This is a genomic window from Nocardioides sp. NPDC004968 (assembly GCF_040608935.1).
Taxonomy (GTDB): Bacteria; Actinomycetota; Actinomycetes; order Propionibacteriales; family Nocardioidaceae; genus Nocardioides.
This window is the reverse complement of the sequence record NZ_JBEXJF010000017.1, coordinates 1-14,172: the sequence shown is the minus strand read 5'-3', so window position 1 is coordinate 14,172 and position 14,172 is coordinate 1. Positions and strand designations below refer to the sequence as shown.

Below are 14,172 nucleotides of genomic sequence, written 5' to 3'. Positions count from 1 at the left end.
AGATACGCCGATGGCGGCCTTCCAGTTGGAAGGCCGCCATCGGCGTATCTGGCTGTGTCAGAAGTCAGGCGTTGGCCTTCTTCTTCCCCGGTCCCTTGCGGTGCAGGTGAGCCGGGCCGATCTCGCCACCGCGAAGCAGGTCGAGGCGCTCCTTGAGGATGTCCTCGAGCTCCTTCTCCGAGCGCCGCTCCAGGAGCATGTCCCAGTGCGTACGCGCCGGCTTCTCGGCCTTCTCCTCCGGCTTGGCACCGGAGAGGTTGAGAGCTTCCATGCCGCAGCGCGGGCACTCCCAGATGGCCGGAACCTCGGCCTCGTCCGACATCGTGATCTCGAAGTCGTGACCCTGCGGGCAGCGGTAGGCCACCTGCTGACGACCCGCGAACTCGATCCCGCGTTCGTCCTCAAAACTTTGTCCGCCCAGTCGGGCGCCGCGCAACGTGCGCTCGGCCATGAAGCACCTCCTGAGTCGATCGTCCCCCGTTGAATGAGCTGAAGAGCGAGGCGGTCTGCGGACTCATAACGCAGGCCGGTCAGGCCTCTTCACATCGTCAACGGTACAGAGGAGGTGATGATTCCGTGAATTGTCGAGATTCTCGCCGTGTTGTTCGACACAGGACCCGCCTGACCTGCGGATCTCCCTGAGAAAGTCCTGAGTGGCCGATGTCTTGAAACCGCCAGCCGCCAGGCATGGTCCTAGACCCGTTCGGGCGCCCGGTTGCCCGCCTGCTCGATGCCCTTCGCGGTGTTCACCAACGCGAGCAGCCCGCCACCGAGGACGAAGAAGGCGATCAGCGCCAGGATCGCCGGCCGGTAGGAGTCGGTGATCTGGTAGACGAGTCCGAAGACCAGGGTGCCGAGCCAGGAGGTGCCGCGGTCCATGGCGTGGTAGAGGCTGAAGTACTCCGCCTCCTTGCCGGCCGGGATGAACAGCGAGAAGTAGGACCGGGCCAGCGCCTGGGTGCCGCCCATCACCAGACCGATCCCGACCGCGACGACCAGAAGCGGCAGCAGAGTCTGCTCGGGTACGAAGTAGGCCGCGACGACGATGACCATCCAGCCGACCAGACCGCCGAGGATCACCCGCTTGGCGCCGAAGCTCTTGGCCAGCCGGCCGAAGAAGATGGCCCCGCCGACCGCGACGAACTGCACCAGCAGATAGATGCCGAGCATCGTGCCGGTCTCGAATCCGAGCTCCTCGACGCCGTAGATCGACGCCGAGCTGATCACCGTCTGGATGCCGTCGTTGAAGAAGAGGTACGCGAGCAGGAAGGTCAGTGCGACCGGATACTGCGGCAGCTCCCGGAGCGTCACGAACAGCTGACCGAAGGAGCGCGCCACGACACCGCCGGAGACGTCCTCGACGTCGGCGGGCTCGCGCCGGCGGATCCGGCGCCACGGGATGATGATGAACCCCGCCCACCACAGCCCGGCCGAGAGCATCGAGATTCGCACCGCCAGCGCCGTCCCGAGCCCGAGCGGGTCGGCGAAGGTGACCAGGAGGAAGTTGACCGCGAGCAGCAGCCCGCCACCGGCGTACCCGTAGGCCCAGCCGATGGAGGAGACCCGGTCGCGCTCCTCCTCGGTCGAGATCAGCGGCAGGATCGAGTCACTGACCACGACCGCCGCACCCGCACACAGGTTGGCGATGATGAACATGATCGAGCCGAACCACCAGTTGTCCCCGGTCATGAAGAACAACAGCGCCGCACAGAGCGCGCCGGCCCAGGCGAATCCGGCCATCAGGTCCGGCTTTCGCGAGGTGCGGTCGGCGATCGCGCCAACCAGCGGGTAGACGAGCGCCGACAGGATCGTCGAGAACGTGATGATGAACGACGGCAGTGCGCCGGGCGCGATCGAGAGCCCGAGCACGTCGATCCGGTTGTCGACGGCGGCTGCCTTCGCGATCTCGATCAGGTAGGGCGCGAACAGCACGCCGGCCACCGTCGTCTGGAAGGCGGAGACGGCCCAGTCGGTGAAGAACCAGCCCTTCTGCTCCCGCGCCCGCTCGACCGGCGTGAAGTCGCCGATCCCGGCTGATGTGGTCACTTCTCGGGCTCCTCGTCATTCGCATCGGACTCGGCCTCGTCGACGGGCTCGACCCGAGACGGCACAGCCTCCCACAGCCCACGTTCCTCCAGGAACGCTTTCAGTACGTCGGTGCGATCGGTCATCAGCCCGTCGACCTCGCGCTTGAGCAACCGCTCCATCTCGGCCGGGTCGTCGACCGTCCACACATGGACTTCCTTGCCCGCCTTGTGGGCGCGGCGGACGAGACCACGAGATGCCACCCGGATCGACAGCGGACCTCGAAGGCGCTGGTGATGGGGGATCTGGAAGGCGTCGAACCGCGACCCGACGAGCCTCTTGGCGATCCCGGTGGTGGGCGCCAGCAGGTAGGCCAGCACCTCGCGCGGATGCGCCGAGGTCCGCACCCGCCCTTCGGTCAACCGGCGGAACGCCTTCAGCCGCCGGACCGAGAACGAGCCGACGATGACCTTGTCCTCGTGGCCGGTCGCGGCGAGCAGCTCGGCCACCGCGCCGACCGAGCCGTCGGACTTGAGGTCGATGTTGAAGGTGACCTCGGGGAACGCCTCGAAGAGCGCCGCCAGCGTCGGCACCCCGTGCAGACCGCCGATCCGGGCGGCCTGCACCTCGGCGTACGTCATCTCCGCGATCAGGCCGCTGACGTCGGTCACCCGGTCGAGCGCCTCATCGTGGAAGGCCAGCAGGACACCGTCGCGGGTGACGTGCACATCGGTCTCGAGATGGGTGTAGCCGAGCTCCACCGCATGCCGGAACGCTTCCATGGTGTTCTCCATCCCGACCAGGTCGGGATGGAGCGCTCCACCACGGTGCGCATAGGCGCGTACGCGTCGTTGCTGCTCCCTCACGGGGAGCATCTAACCACCCGTGAGTCCCGGATCACATGAGCCCGCAGGCTCAGTTCACTCAGATGTCGCGGAAGGCGGTGATGTTCGCGCCGAGCTGGTTGAGCCGCTCGGCGAGGTCCTCGTAGCCGCGGGCGATGACGTAGGTCGAGCGGAGCACCGAGGTGCCCTTCGAGGCGAGCATCGCGAGCAGCACGACGACGGCGGGACGCAGGGCCGGCGGGCAGACGATCTCGGTGCCGGAGAAGTGGGTCGGCCCCTCGATCATCACCCGGTGCGGGTCCATGAGCGTGACGTTGCCGCCGAGCTTGTTGAGCTCGGTCAGGTAGATCGCGCGGTTGTCGTAGACCCAGTCGTGCAGCAGCGTCTGACCCTGCGCCACCGCGGCGATCGCGGCGAAGAACGGCAGGTTGTCGATGTTGAGGCCCGGGAAGGGGAGCGGGTGGATCTTGTCCAGCGGCGCGTGCAGGACCGAGTGCTTGGTGGTGATGTCGACCAGCCGGGTCTTGCCGTTGAGCGCCAGGTACTCCTCGGAGAGGGTGTAGTTGAGGCCCATCTCCTCCAGCGTCGCCAGCTCGATCTCCATGAACTCGATCGGGACCCGCTTGATGGTGATCTCGGAGTCGGTCACGATCGCGGCGGTCAGCAGCGACATCGCCTCGATCGGGTCCTCGCTCGGCGCGTAGTCGACGTCGACGTCGATGACCTCGCGGCCGGTGACGCGCAGCGTGGTGGTGCCGATGCCCTCGACCTCGACGCCCAGCTTCTGCAGGTAGAAGCAGAGGTCCTGGACCATGTAGTTGGACGAGGCGTTGCGGATCACCGTGGTGCCCGGGTGCAGCGCGGCGGCCATGAGGGCGTTCTCGGTGACGGTGTCGCCGCGCTCGGTCAGGACGATCGGGCGGCCCGGCTGGATCTCCCGGTTGACGCTTGCATGGTAGGCGCCGTCGGTCGCCTTGACCTCGAGCCCGAAGGGACGCAGGGCCGACATGTGCGGCTCGATCGTGCGGGTGCCGAGGTTGCAGCCGCCGGCGTAGGGCAGCTCGAACGTGTCCAAGCGGTGCAGCAGCGGACCGAGGAACATGATCACCGAGCGCGTACGGCGCGCGGCGGCCTCGTCCACGGCGTCCAGGCGCAGCTCCTTCGGCGGCACGATCTCGAGGTCGTTGTCGTCGTTGAGCCAGCGGGTCTGCACGCCGATCGAGTTGAGCACCTCGATGATCCGGTTGACCTCTTCGATGCGTGCGACCTTGCGCAACGTCGTACGGCCCCGGTTGAGGAGCGAGCCGACCAGGAGGGCGACCCCGGCGTTCTTCGAGGTCTTGACCGTGATCTCACCCGAGAGCGTCGTCGGGCCGGTGACGCGCAGGTGCGTGGGGCCGGCGCCGATGTCCACGAGGGAGGAGTCCAGAGCGGCACCCACCCGGGCGATCATCTCCAGCGACAGGTTCTGTTGCCCCTGCTCGATGCGGTTGATCGCGCTCTGACTGGTGTTGAGCAGGTCGGCGAGCTGTGCCTGGGTGAGGCCCTTGTGCTTGCGCGCATCGCGAATCAGATTCCCGATACGACCTTTGTATCCGTCGGTCATGGTGCACCACCGTAACTCATATATGAGATAAGCCTGGATTCCCCGCGAAGTGTCGGCGTTTCGTTTCAGGTCTGTTGCTCCGGCTCCGGCAGGGCCACCATGTGCAACATCTCGTACGCCGGGTGACAGGATGCCACCATGCGCGCGACGACTATCCATGGGGTGGGCGACATCCGCTTCACCCAGGTACCCGATCCTGCTCTGGCGAAGCCCACCGACGCAATCGTCAAAGTGGTGGGCTCCTGCATCTGCGGCTCCGATCTGTGGAACTACCGTGGCTCCAACGGCGACATCGACGAGCCCCGCACCATCGGCCACGAGTGCATCGGCGTCATCGAGGAGGTCGGCGCCGACGTACGCGACTTCAAGGCCGGCGACTTCGTGATCGTCCCCTTCGACCACTGCGACAACACCTGCCCGCACTGCCTGGCCGGAGTCCAGTCGGTCTGTGAGAACCTCGGCTTCACGGTCAGCGGCCAGAGCGAGTACGCCCTGGTCAACCAGGCCGACGGCTCGCTGGTCAAGCTCGACGAGACGCCGGATCCGTCGATGTACCCCGACCTGCTGGCGCTCACCGACGTGATGGCCACCGGCTGGCACGCCGCGGTGATGTCGGGCCTCGGCAACGGAGCCAAGGGCGGCACCGCGGTCGTGGTCGGCGACGGCGCGGTCGGTCTGTGCGGCGTGCTGGCTGCTGCCCGGCTCGGCGCCGAGCGGGTCGTGGCGATGTCGCGCCACGAGGCCCGCCAGGAGATCGCCAAGAAGTTCGGCGCCACCGACATCGTCGCCGCCCGCGGCAAGGAGGGCGAGGCGGCCGTACGCGAGCTCACCGGCGGCGTCGGGGCCGACTACGTCCTGGAGTGCGTCGGCACCGACCAGTCCTTCAAGACGGCCTCCAAGGTGGCTCGCCCGGGTGCGACCGTCGGGTTCGTCGGGGTCCCGCACGACGTCAACCTTCCGGTCAACGCGCTCTTCCGCACCAACGTCGGCCTCAAGGGCGGGATGGCGCCGGTACGCCGCTACCTCCCCGACCTCCTGCGCCTGACCCTGGAGGGCACGATCAACCCCGGTCTGGTCTTCGACAAGGCGCTGCCGTTCGCGGAGGCCGCCGAGGGCTACCGCCTCATGGACGAGCGGCTTGCGACCAAGGTCCAGCTCACCTACTGATCCACGCCGATCCCGGGCGGGGGATCGGCCGAGAGCCTCATCTGAGAGACTCGGCCGATGCCCCGCACCGACACCATGCGCCTGCGCCCGCTGTCACCAGGTGACGAACACGTCTTCGCCGACTGGGCACACGATGAGGAGTTCCGGGTGGCCAACGGCTGGCCGGAGCGCGACCGCGACGGTCACCTCCGCCACTGGCGCCGGTTGATCGATGCCCCGCCGCCCGAGCTGATCAGGCTCGCGGTGGAGCTCGACGAGGAGGTCGTCGGCTACGCCGATATCCACGGTTTGGCCCCCGACACCCGAGAGCTCGGCATCGCCATCGGCCCCAGCTCTCGATGGGGCCACGGCCTCGGCCAGCGGGCCATCAAGACCGCGCTCACCTACGGCTTCTCCGTCCTCGACCTGACCCGGATCTGGGCCGAGACGCACGAGACCAACACCCGAGCCAAGAAGCTCTTCGACGCGACCGGCTTCATCGAGACCGGCCGCCACGGCTCCGACACCTACCGCGGCGAGGACGTCAGCCTCGTCCAGTACGCCGTCGAGCGCCCCTACTAGGGCCTGTTTCGGAATGTGGAGGCGCCGGCTCCGCGCCGCCCAGCACGCACTCTCGCGGCGTTGCCGCCTCTCGACAGACACCCGGTATGCCTTCGAGGCGGCGCCTTGCGAGAGTACGCGCTGGACGACGCGGCGCTCGGCGCCACATTCCGAAACAGCCCCTAGTCGGCGATGCGTACGGCCTTCTTCTGGGGGTAGCCCTCGGGGAGGAGCATGGTGCCGTCCTGATGGCGGTAGAGCACCTGCCAGTGCCAGTAGAGGTCGTACGCAGCGGGGGACCGTTTCATCTGCTCGGCGTAGGCGCTGACGGCCGCCACGTAGCGGTCGGAGTGGTTGTAGGACCACAGGGCGCCGTCCATGTCGCCGGGAGCGCCGTTGTTGGCGAGCATGCGGCCGGCGGCCATGATCGCGTCGGCGGGGTCGTTGATGTCGCCGCCAGCGCCGTATTGGGCGAAGGTCGGGGGCAGGAACTGCATCGGGCCCTGGGCGCCCGCGGTGCTGGTGCCGCGGATGCGACCCATGCGGGTCTCGACCAGATGGACGGCGGCAAGGTACTCCCACGGCGTCCCGGTCTCCTGCTGCGCCTTGCGGTAGAGCGGGCGCAGCTCGTCCGGCGTCGGCGGCGTCAGGATCTTCCAGTCCGGGAGCTCGGGCTGGGGATCGGTCATCACCATGAGCTCGCGTGCCGCGGTGATGTCTGACGCGAGCTGGGCGCGGTCGGCGCGGCCGAGCGCGCCCAGCACGTCGTCGGCCTTCGCCTTCGACCCGCGGGCGAGGTCGCGGGCGGTCGTCTGCTCGAACAGCGCGGCCTCGCGTACGTCCTCGGCTCCTGGCTTTCCAGCGGCGACCGTCGCCATCGCCTGGGTGAGGCGGTCTGCCAGCGGCACCGACGCATCGTCCAGAGGGACCGTCGTCGGTGACGGGGCCGGCGTCGAGGACGGGACAGGTGCTGACGCCGACGGGCTGCGGGCCGGATCCGAGGACGGCTCACCACCACAGCCGGCGACGAGCGCCAGGGCTGTGACGGCGGTCAGGGCAGCGAGCCGAGTACGCACGCTCTCGACGCTACCCGAGGGCCGACTACTGGCCGCTGCGGCCGGTGCTCTGACCGATGATGGCCGCGAGCTCGGCCGGCTTGGTCAGTTGCGGCCAGTGCCCCGTGGGCAGGTCGACGAAGGTCGCGTCCTTGTGCTTCGGGATGGCGGCGACCGATTCGGTGCCGTCGGCGATCCACTCCTTCAGATCGGCGGCGGTGTATTCGGGGCAGACGAACGCCGCCGGGACCGAGTAGCGACGTTCGTCGCTGAGCTCGAACGGCTCGGAGGTCAGGCTGGCGGGGGAGGGCCGCAGCAGCGCCTCGAAGGCGGCGCGGTCCAGGTCGCGTACGTCGGCCTCGTCGAACTCCTCCCATGGCACCGGCGGCAGGTCGGCGCCGTCGGTGGGGAAGTTCTTGGCCGGGATCATGCCCGGCTCGGCCGGCCAGCCGCCGACGTAGACCACGGCGGCGACCTTGTCGACGCGAGCATCGAGGGCTGCACCGGCCACCGCACAACCCATCGAGTGGCCGACGAGGATCACCTGCCCGGCTGACTCGTCGATGGCGGCCACCACGGCAGCGACCTGGTCGGCGACGTGCACGCCGGATCGGTCGGTCTCGGCCGACTCGAGGCCGGGCAGGGTGAGCGGCCACGGGGTGTGGCCGGCATCGGTCAGATGGGGGACGACGAGGTCCCATGAGGAGGCGTCCAGCCAGAGGCCGGGTACAAGAACGATGTCCATGCAGCGATCCTCTTCCTGGTTGCGGACGATCTGCTTCCGCCATCCCGAAGAATCTTCGAACAAAAGAACGGTGACCACCGCGACTGCGGTGGTCACCGTTCTGGACGCCCGAGACAGCTGACGCCAGGTCGTTCAGCGAGCGCCGGCGACCTCCAGTAGCTCCGCGACCTCGTGGGCGCGGCAGTCGCAGTCGGAGTCGCACGGCAAGAAGCGGTGACGTGCGTGACCGCAGTCGCGGCACGGCATGTCGTGAGAAAGCGTGAAGCTCTGCACCTCAACGGTGTCCCACATAATTAATTCATCCCCCAGAGAATGTTGGTCGGTCTTTATCGGGTGAAGCTGCCTGATATGTAACACGATAATCCGCGACTTCGGAAGAGCTCGGACAACACGCCGAGACATTGTTTTCCCTGGTCAGTCGACCGATATGATTATTCGGTCGACCGATAGATAAACTCATAAGGGGCTGCTGTTGATGCCGTGTGGACGTCCGCTTTACCGGGCATGCGAAGGTGATCTCGCCTGTTGGTCGAATGAGAACAGAACGCGGAACTGCAGGTCACCACCGACAAGCTGGTGTCAGTTCCGAGCCGATTCCGGAGTGCAGAACAGTCAGAGGCGAAGGTCCCAGCCTCCCTGGGCCACCCGACCCGGTCGTCGCCTGCGGGTGCTCTGAGGGAATCCCGAGGGGATGTTGAGAGTTCTACTAGTCGTGAAGAACATCGGATTCTTGTCTTTCGGCCACTGGACACCGTCGCCCTACTCGCAGACGCAGTCGGCACGAGACGCGCTGATCCAGGGGATCGAGCTGGCGGTCGCCGCCGAGGAGCTGGGGGTCGACGGTGCGTACTTCCGGGTCCACCACTTCGCCCGCCAGTACGCCTCGCCCTTCCCGCTGCTGTCCGCGGTCGGCGCCCGCACCTCGAAGATCGAGATCGGCACCGGTGTCATCGACATGCGCTACGAGAACCCGCTCTACATGGCCGAGGACTCGGCGGCGGCTGACCTGATCTCCGGCGAGCGCCTGCAGCTCGGGATCAGCCGCGGCTCACCCGAGCAGGTGATCGAGGGGTGGCGCTACTTCGGCTACGACCCCGGCGAGAACGCCTCCGAGGCTGACATGGCCCGTGCTCACACCGAGACGTACCTCAAGATCATCGAGGGGGCGCAGTTCGCCGAGCCCAACCCGCGGCCGATGTTTCCCAACCCGCCCGGCAAGCTCCGCGTCGAGCCCTACTCCGAGACCCTGCGCGATCGGATCTGGTGGGGTTCGAGCTCGCTCGCGACCGCGCGCTGGGCCGCGGGGCTCGGGATGAACCTGCAGAGCTCGACCCTCAAGAACGACGAGAACGGCAAGCCGTTCCACATCCAGCAGCGCGAGCAGATCGAGGCCTACCGCGAAGCCTGGAAGGAGGCCGGCCACGTGCGTGAGCCACGCGTATCGGTCTCGCGCTCCATCTTCGCCCTCGTCAACGACGAGGACCGGCGCTACTTAGGCCTCGACCGGCAGACCAAGGACCAGATCGGCAACATCGACGACCAGACTCGCGCGATCTTCGGGCGTTCATACGCGGCGGAGCCCGACGTGCTGGTCGAGGAGCTGGCCGCGGACGAGGCGATCCAGGTCGCGGACACGCTGCTGCTCACGGTGCCGAACCAGCTCGGCGTCGACTACAACGCGCATGCCCTGGAGAGCATCCTGACCCACGTAGCCCCAGACCTCGGCTGGCGCTAGAAACACGCGGCCCGCGCAACTTCCGAGTCACAAAAGGGCGCATAATCGTTGTCAACCGCCCCACGTAGCCGTGCTATTGGCTACCGTGCACGGCGACCGTTATTCAAGGGGGACCCCTGTTGGCTACGTACGCTGAGCTGCTCGACGTCTATCTTCGCGAACCGAGCCCGGAGTCGCTGAGAGCCCTACGTGAGGCGATCCTCGAGGCTCCTAACTTCCGGCCCGATCTCGAGATCACCGAGATGATCGCCCCGATGATGTCGGTCGGCGACTACGCCGGCGCGATCGCCGCCGTACACGGGCTGATGCCCGGCGCGATCTTCAGCCCGTCGGCCCACGCCGCCCTCGCCGACGCCCAGCGCGGCCTCGGCAACCTCGAGCAGGCCCAACGCGAGTCGATCCTGGCCCAGTCAGCACTCGACAGCATCATCAGCACCGGAGAGGGCACCGAGTCCGAGCCGTGGTCGGTGCTGCGGACCAGCGACGCCTACGACGTGGTGCTGGCCTCGGGCAAGACGCCGCGTTCACAGGTCGCGGTCGGCAAGCTCGACCGGATCGTGTGCACCGACTCGACGGTCTGGTTCTTCGACACCAGCAACGACTTCGCCAGGGCCTGACCGCGGCGTGCCGAGATCCGTACTGATCACCGGCGCTGCCGCCGGCATCGGCCGGGCGACCGCGCTCCGTTTCGCCCGTGAGGGGTGGCTGGTCGGCGCCTACGACATCGACCTCGACGGCCTGGCATCGCTGACGACCGAGGTCGAGTCGCTCGCCGGCGAGCTGGTCACCGGAACCCTCGACGTACGCGACGCCGGGTCCTGGCAGACCGCCCTGGACGGCTTCGTCGCCGTGAGCGGCGGCAGCCTCGACGTACTCGTCAACAACGCCGGCATCATCCAGATCGGCAAGTTCGCCGAGCTCCCGCTGGATCGGCAGCAGGCGATCATCGACGTCAACGTCAAAGGCCTGGTCAACGGGTGCCACCTCGCACGCCCGTTCCTGCGGCCCGGTTCCCACGTCGTCAACCTCGCTTCCGCCTCGGCCATCTACGGCCAGCCGGGCATGGCGATCTACTCGGCCACCAAGTTCGCCGTACGCGGCCTCTCCGAGGCTCTCGACCTGGAGTGGTCCGGCGACGGGATCACGGTGACGGCCCTGTGGCCGCTCTTCGCCGACACCTCGATGGTGTGGGGTCATGACTTCCCGGCGCTGCGGCGGCTCAAGGTCTCGCTCACTCCCGACGATGTCGCGGAGTCGGTCTATGCCGCCGCGACCAGCGGCCACGGTCTCCTCGGTGGAGTCCATCGCGGCGTCGGCACCAAGGCGCGCGTCCTGCTCGGCCTCTCCGGAGTCACCCCGAGCTGGGCCAACCGGGTGTTCAACCGGCTGATCTCGACCTGATCGACACCTCCTGATTGTTCACCGGGTTGTTGCCGGTAGGGACGGTCTGCGTCGGGTTCCTGACGGCCCCGGCGCGCACGCTCGTGAGCATGATGAGTCGCACCTTGCGGATTCTGCTCGCCGGAATGGTTGCCGTCGTACTCGCCTCCGCGGCGCTGAGCGCGGCAAGGGCCGACGAACCCCGGGCCTCCGACCAGGGGCAGGTCGTCTTCGACCGTCACGAGGTGCCGCCCGAGGATGCGCGGCCGGGCGGTGGCGCGGCGCCGTTCGAGACCGGCGTGGTGATCGTGCTCAACACGCTGCTCCTCGGCGGGCTCCTGGGCGGGATGCTCTGGGCCCGACGGCGGCTCGGGTGCGCCGACTCGACGCTTCCGCGCATGTCCGTATAGCGATATTGCCGTCTCATCTTTCGGGATTCCGCGCGTAGAGTCGATGCATGTCGACCTACACCCATGGCCATCACGAGTCGGTCCTGCGCTCGCACCGGTGGCGTACGGCGGAGAACTCCGCTGCGTACCTGTTGCCTCGGCTGAGCCCTGAGCAGCGCCTGCTCGACGTGGGTGCCGGGCCGGGGACGATCACGCTCGATCTCGCCGGCCGGGTCGCTCACGTGACCGCCACGGAGATCGGGGAGCCAGAGCTCGAGCTCTCCCGGCAGTCCGCCGAGGCCAGGGGAGTCACGAACATCGACTTCCGGGTCGAGGACGTGCACGCCCTGAGCATCGAGGACGATGCGTACGACGTGGTTCACGCCCATCAGGTGCTGCAGCACGTGAAGGACCCGGTGCAGGCGCTGCGGGAGATGCGACGGGTGACGAAGCCCGGAGGCATCGTCGCGGCAAGGGACAGCGACTACGCGGCCTTCGTCTGGTGGCCGGAGTCGGCCGAGCTGACCGAGTGGCTGCGCCTCTACCGCCACGCCGCGCGGGCCAACGGCGGTGAGCCCGACGCGGGCCGGCGGCTGGTCTCCTGGGCACGCGCTGCCGGGTTCGACGACATCGTGGCCACCTCGAGCACCTGGTGCTTCTCCACCCCTGAGGACCGGGCCTGGTGGGGCGGTCTGTGGGCCGACCGGTTCACCGACTCGGCGGTCGCTCGCCAGCTCATCGACTCCGGAGACGCCACGACGGCCGACCTCGCCCGGGTCGCGGACGGGTGGCGGTCGTGGGCTGAGGCGGAGGACGGTTGGTTCTCCGTCCTCCACGGCGAGATCCTGGCTCGCGCCTGAGGGTCGTCGCCGAGCCTCAGCGGCGCAGGATCCGCGCCGAGAGCGTGTTGCCGAGCAGCTGGATGACCTGCACGAGCGCGACCAGGATGAGCACGCAGACCCAGGTGACGGTCGGGTCGTACTGCCGGTAGCCGAAGGTCTGGGCGAAGCTGCCCAGACCGCCACCCGCGATCAGGCCGGCGACCGCCGACATGTCGACGACCGCCACGAAGGCGAAGGTGTAGCCGAGGATGATCGGCGCCAACGCCTCGGGGAGGACGACGGTGGCGGCGATCCGGGCACGGCTCGCGCCCATCGCCCGGGCGGCTTCGATCACTCCCGGCGGGACGGTCACGAGGTTCTGCTCGATGATCCGGGCGATGCCGAACATCGCGGCGAGGATCAGCGAGAACACGACCGCCGGCATGCCGATTCCGGTGCCGACGACCAGCCGCGCGGCCGGCTGGACGGCGGCGATGAAGATGATGAACGGGATCGGCCGGAAGAAGTTGACCAGTACGTTGAGGATGACCGAGACGGTGACGTTCTCGTAGAGCCCACCCTTGCGGGTCAGGTAGAGGCCGAGCGCGAGCAGCAGTCCCAGGGTGCCGCCGATCAGCATCGTCAGCGCGACCATGAGCAGCGTCTCGCCGGTGGCCTGCCAGATGTCCGGCCACAGCTCGCCGAGGCGGGTGTCGGTGGGGAGAGCGGTCAGCATCACAGCTCCTTGGCGGGGACGAGGGCGGCCAGCTCGCGTACGGCCTCGTCGACCGAGGTCGTAGGACCGTCGAGGGCGAGCGTCAGGTTGCCGAAGGTGGCGCCCTGGATCTCCTCGATGCCGCCGAAGACGAGCTCGAAGGCGATCCCGCGCTCGAGGAGGACCGCGAAGATGTCGGTCTGGCGGGGCCCGCCCTCGCGCAGCTCGACCTTCACGAACCGGCCGGGATGGCGGGACCGCAGTGCCGCCAGCGCGTCGGGGGCGGGCTCGTCGTCGACGACGGTGCCGACGAAGCGCCGGGTGACTGGCTGCCGAGGTGCCGAGAAGACGTCGTAGACGGCACCAGACTCCACGATGCGTCCGTTCTCCATGACCGCGACGTGGTCGGCGAGCTCGCGAACGACCTCCATCTCGTGGGTGATCGCCACGATCGTGGTGCCGAACTCCTCGTTGACCTTCTTCAGGAGGCGCAGCACCTCGTGGGTGGTCTCCGGGTCGAGCGCGCTGGTGGCCTCGTCGGCGAGCAGCAGGGAGGGGTTGGTGGTGAGCGCGCGGGCGATGCCGACGCGCTGCTTCTGTCCGCCCGAGAGGTTGCGCGGGTAGGTGTGGGCCTTGTCGGGGAGCCCGACGAAGTGGAGCAGCTCGGAGATCCGGCGCTGCTGCTCGGCCTTGTCGACGCCGGCGATCTGCAGCGGGTAGGCCAGGTTGCCCCAGACCGTACGCGACTCGAAGAGGTTGAACTGCTGGAAGATCATCCCGATGCCCAGCCGGATCGGCCGCAGCTGGCGCTCGTGCAGACCGACCAGCTCGGTGCCGCCGACCTGGATGGAGCCCGAAGTGGCCGGCTCGAGGCCGTTGAGCAGCCGGACCAGGGTGGACTTGCCGGCCCCGGAGTAGCCGACGATCGCCTGTACGTCACCGGCGGCGATGTCGAGGTCGACGTCGACCACGGCGTGGACCTCGTTGCGACCCTTCGCAGCCGGGTAGGTCTTGGTGACGTTGGGGGGGCCGCCCCACCGCCCCCCCCCCCAGGGCGAAGTGGTGCAAGTACCCCCACCCCCCCCGAATCGGGGTGAAATGAAGCCGTAATGAAATGACACACCCGGCAATTAAACAAAAACCGCGGGT

The 14,172-nt window shown here is 68.0% G+C and carries 15 protein-coding genes; 7 read left to right on the top strand and 8 right to left on the bottom strand.

The features are described 5' to 3' along the window. Window positions 1-64: 64 nt before the first annotated feature. The 4 genes from ABZU72_RS16800 to ABZU72_RS16785 form a co-directional block, all read right to left on the bottom strand. Complete coding sequence (locus ABZU72_RS16800; RefSeq protein WP_008359714.1) at window positions 65-451, bottom strand: RNA polymerase-binding protein RbpA; 387 nt, start codon at window positions 449-451, stop codon at window positions 65-67. Between the two features lie 242 nt (window positions 452-693). After that, window positions 694-2,046 carry an MFS transporter gene (locus tag ABZU72_RS16795; protein ID WP_355019973.1) on the bottom strand — a complete coding sequence of 451 codons (1,353 nt, stop codon included), beginning with the start codon at window positions 2,044-2,046 and terminating at the stop codon, window positions 694-696. Then, window positions 2,043-2,900 carry a glycerophosphodiester phosphodiesterase gene (locus tag ABZU72_RS16790; protein ID WP_355019972.1) on the bottom strand — a complete coding sequence of 286 codons (858 nt, stop codon included), beginning with the start codon at window positions 2,898-2,900 and terminating at the stop codon, window positions 2,043-2,045. Before ABZU72_RS16790 ends, ABZU72_RS16795 begins: the two co-directional genes overlap by 4 nt. A 49-nt stretch (window positions 2,901-2,949) precedes the next feature. Beyond that, window positions 2,950-4,476 (bottom strand): UDP-N-acetylglucosamine 1-carboxyvinyltransferase, encoded by a 1,527-nt coding sequence (locus tag ABZU72_RS16785; RefSeq protein ID WP_355019971.1) that lies wholly within the window; start codon window positions 4,474-4,476, stop codon window positions 2,950-2,952. Between the two features lie 138 nt (window positions 4,477-4,614). On the opposite strand from ABZU72_RS16785, the gene ABZU72_RS16780 reads away from it, so the two are divergent. Both ABZU72_RS16780 and ABZU72_RS16775 read left to right on the top strand, forming a co-directional pair. Beyond that, complete coding sequence (locus ABZU72_RS16780) at window positions 4,615-5,643, top strand: zinc-dependent alcohol dehydrogenase family protein (protein WP_355019970.1); 1,029 nt, start codon at window positions 4,615-4,617, stop codon at window positions 5,641-5,643. A gap of 57 nt (window positions 5,644-5,700) precedes the next feature. Then, on the top strand, window positions 5,701-6,204 hold the full coding sequence (locus ABZU72_RS16775) for a GNAT family protein (protein WP_355019969.1): 504 nt from the start codon (window positions 5,701-5,703) through the stop codon (window positions 6,202-6,204). A 161-nt stretch (window positions 6,205-6,365) separates the two neighbouring features. On the opposite strand, the gene ABZU72_RS16770 is transcribed toward ABZU72_RS16775, so the two are convergent. Both ABZU72_RS16770 and ABZU72_RS16765 read right to left on the bottom strand, forming a co-directional pair. After that, the gene (locus ABZU72_RS16770; protein WP_355019968.1) at window positions 6,366-7,259 is read right to left on the bottom strand and encodes a lytic transglycosylase domain-containing protein; all 894 of its coding nucleotides are present in this window, start codon (window positions 7,257-7,259) and stop codon (window positions 6,366-6,368) included. Between the two features lie 25 nt (window positions 7,260-7,284). Next, window positions 7,285-7,983: an alpha/beta hydrolase gene (locus tag ABZU72_RS16765; protein ID WP_355019967.1), complete on the bottom strand. Its 699-nt coding sequence runs from the start codon at window positions 7,981-7,983 to the stop codon at window positions 7,285-7,287. A 730-nt stretch (window positions 7,984-8,713) separates the two neighbouring features. Between ABZU72_RS16765 and ABZU72_RS16760 the strand changes: the two genes are divergently transcribed. From ABZU72_RS16760 to ABZU72_RS16740, 5 genes are all read left to right on the top strand, one after another. Further along, a complete protein-coding gene (locus ABZU72_RS16760) occupies window positions 8,714-9,718 on the top strand; it encodes an LLM class flavin-dependent oxidoreductase (RefSeq protein WP_355019966.1) in 1,005 nt (334 codons plus the stop codon). A gap of 119 nt (window positions 9,719-9,837) precedes the next feature. Continuing rightward, the gene (locus ABZU72_RS16755) at window positions 9,838-10,335 is read left to right on the top strand and encodes a DUF4919 domain-containing protein (protein ID WP_355019965.1); all 498 of its coding nucleotides are present in this window, start codon (window positions 9,838-9,840) and stop codon (window positions 10,333-10,335) included. 7 nt (window positions 10,336-10,342) lie between these two features. Then, window positions 10,343-11,119: an SDR family oxidoreductase gene (locus ABZU72_RS16750; RefSeq protein ID WP_355019964.1), complete on the top strand. Its 777-nt coding sequence runs from the start codon at window positions 10,343-10,345 to the stop codon at window positions 11,117-11,119. An 89-nt stretch (window positions 11,120-11,208) separates the two neighbouring features. Beyond that, a complete protein-coding gene (locus ABZU72_RS16745; protein ID WP_355019963.1) occupies window positions 11,209-11,508 on the top strand; it encodes a hypothetical protein in 300 nt (99 codons plus the stop codon). 47 nt (window positions 11,509-11,555) lie between these two features. Next, window positions 11,556-12,347, top strand: a complete 792-nt coding sequence (locus ABZU72_RS16740) for a methyltransferase domain-containing protein (RefSeq protein WP_355019962.1) — start codon at window positions 11,556-11,558, stop codon at window positions 12,345-12,347. Window positions 12,348-12,363: 16 nt separating this feature from the next. On the opposite strand, the gene ABZU72_RS16735 is transcribed toward ABZU72_RS16740, so the two are convergent. Continuing rightward, window positions 12,364-13,044: a methionine ABC transporter permease gene (locus ABZU72_RS16735; RefSeq protein ID WP_355019961.1), complete on the bottom strand. Its 681-nt coding sequence runs from the start codon at window positions 13,042-13,044 to the stop codon at window positions 12,364-12,366. After that, window positions 13,044-13,994, bottom strand: coding sequence for a methionine ABC transporter ATP-binding protein (locus ABZU72_RS16730; RefSeq protein WP_355019960.1), 951 nt, complete (start codon window positions 13,992-13,994; stop codon window positions 13,044-13,046). The genes ABZU72_RS16735 and ABZU72_RS16730 overlap by 1 nt, the downstream gene beginning before the upstream one ends. Window positions 13,995-14,172: the final 178 nt, after the last annotated feature.

Coding starts and splice junctions, on each gene's coding strand:
- ABZU72_RS16785 (WP_355019971.1), bottom strand. CDS start 4,476: ATGACCGACGGATACAAAGGTCGTATCGGGAATCTGATTCGCGATGCG.
- ABZU72_RS16735 (WP_355019961.1), bottom strand. CDS start 13,044: ATGCTGACCGCTCTCCCCACCGACACCCGCCTCGGCGAGCTGTGGCCG.
- ABZU72_RS16765 (WP_355019967.1), bottom strand. CDS start 7,983: ATGGACATCGTTCTTGTACCCGGCCTCTGGCTGGACGCCTCCTCATGG.
- ABZU72_RS16800 (WP_008359714.1), bottom strand. CDS start 451: ATGGCCGAGCGCACGTTGCGCGGCGCCCGACTGGGCGGACAAAGTTTT.
- ABZU72_RS16775 (WP_355019969.1), top strand. CDS start 5,701: ATGCCCCGCACCGACACCATGCGCCTGCGCCCGCTGTCACCAGGTGAC.
- ABZU72_RS16740 (WP_355019962.1), top strand. CDS start 11,556: ATGTCGACCTACACCCATGGCCATCACGAGTCGGTCCTGCGCTCGCAC.
- ABZU72_RS16790 (WP_355019972.1), bottom strand. CDS start 2,900: ATGCTCCCCGTGAGGGAGCAGCAACGACGCGTACGCGCCTATGCGCAC.
- ABZU72_RS16745 (WP_355019963.1), top strand. CDS start 11,209: ATGATGAGTCGCACCTTGCGGATTCTGCTCGCCGGAATGGTTGCCGTC.
- ABZU72_RS16780 (WP_355019970.1), top strand. CDS start 4,615: ATGCGCGCGACGACTATCCATGGGGTGGGCGACATCCGCTTCACCCAG.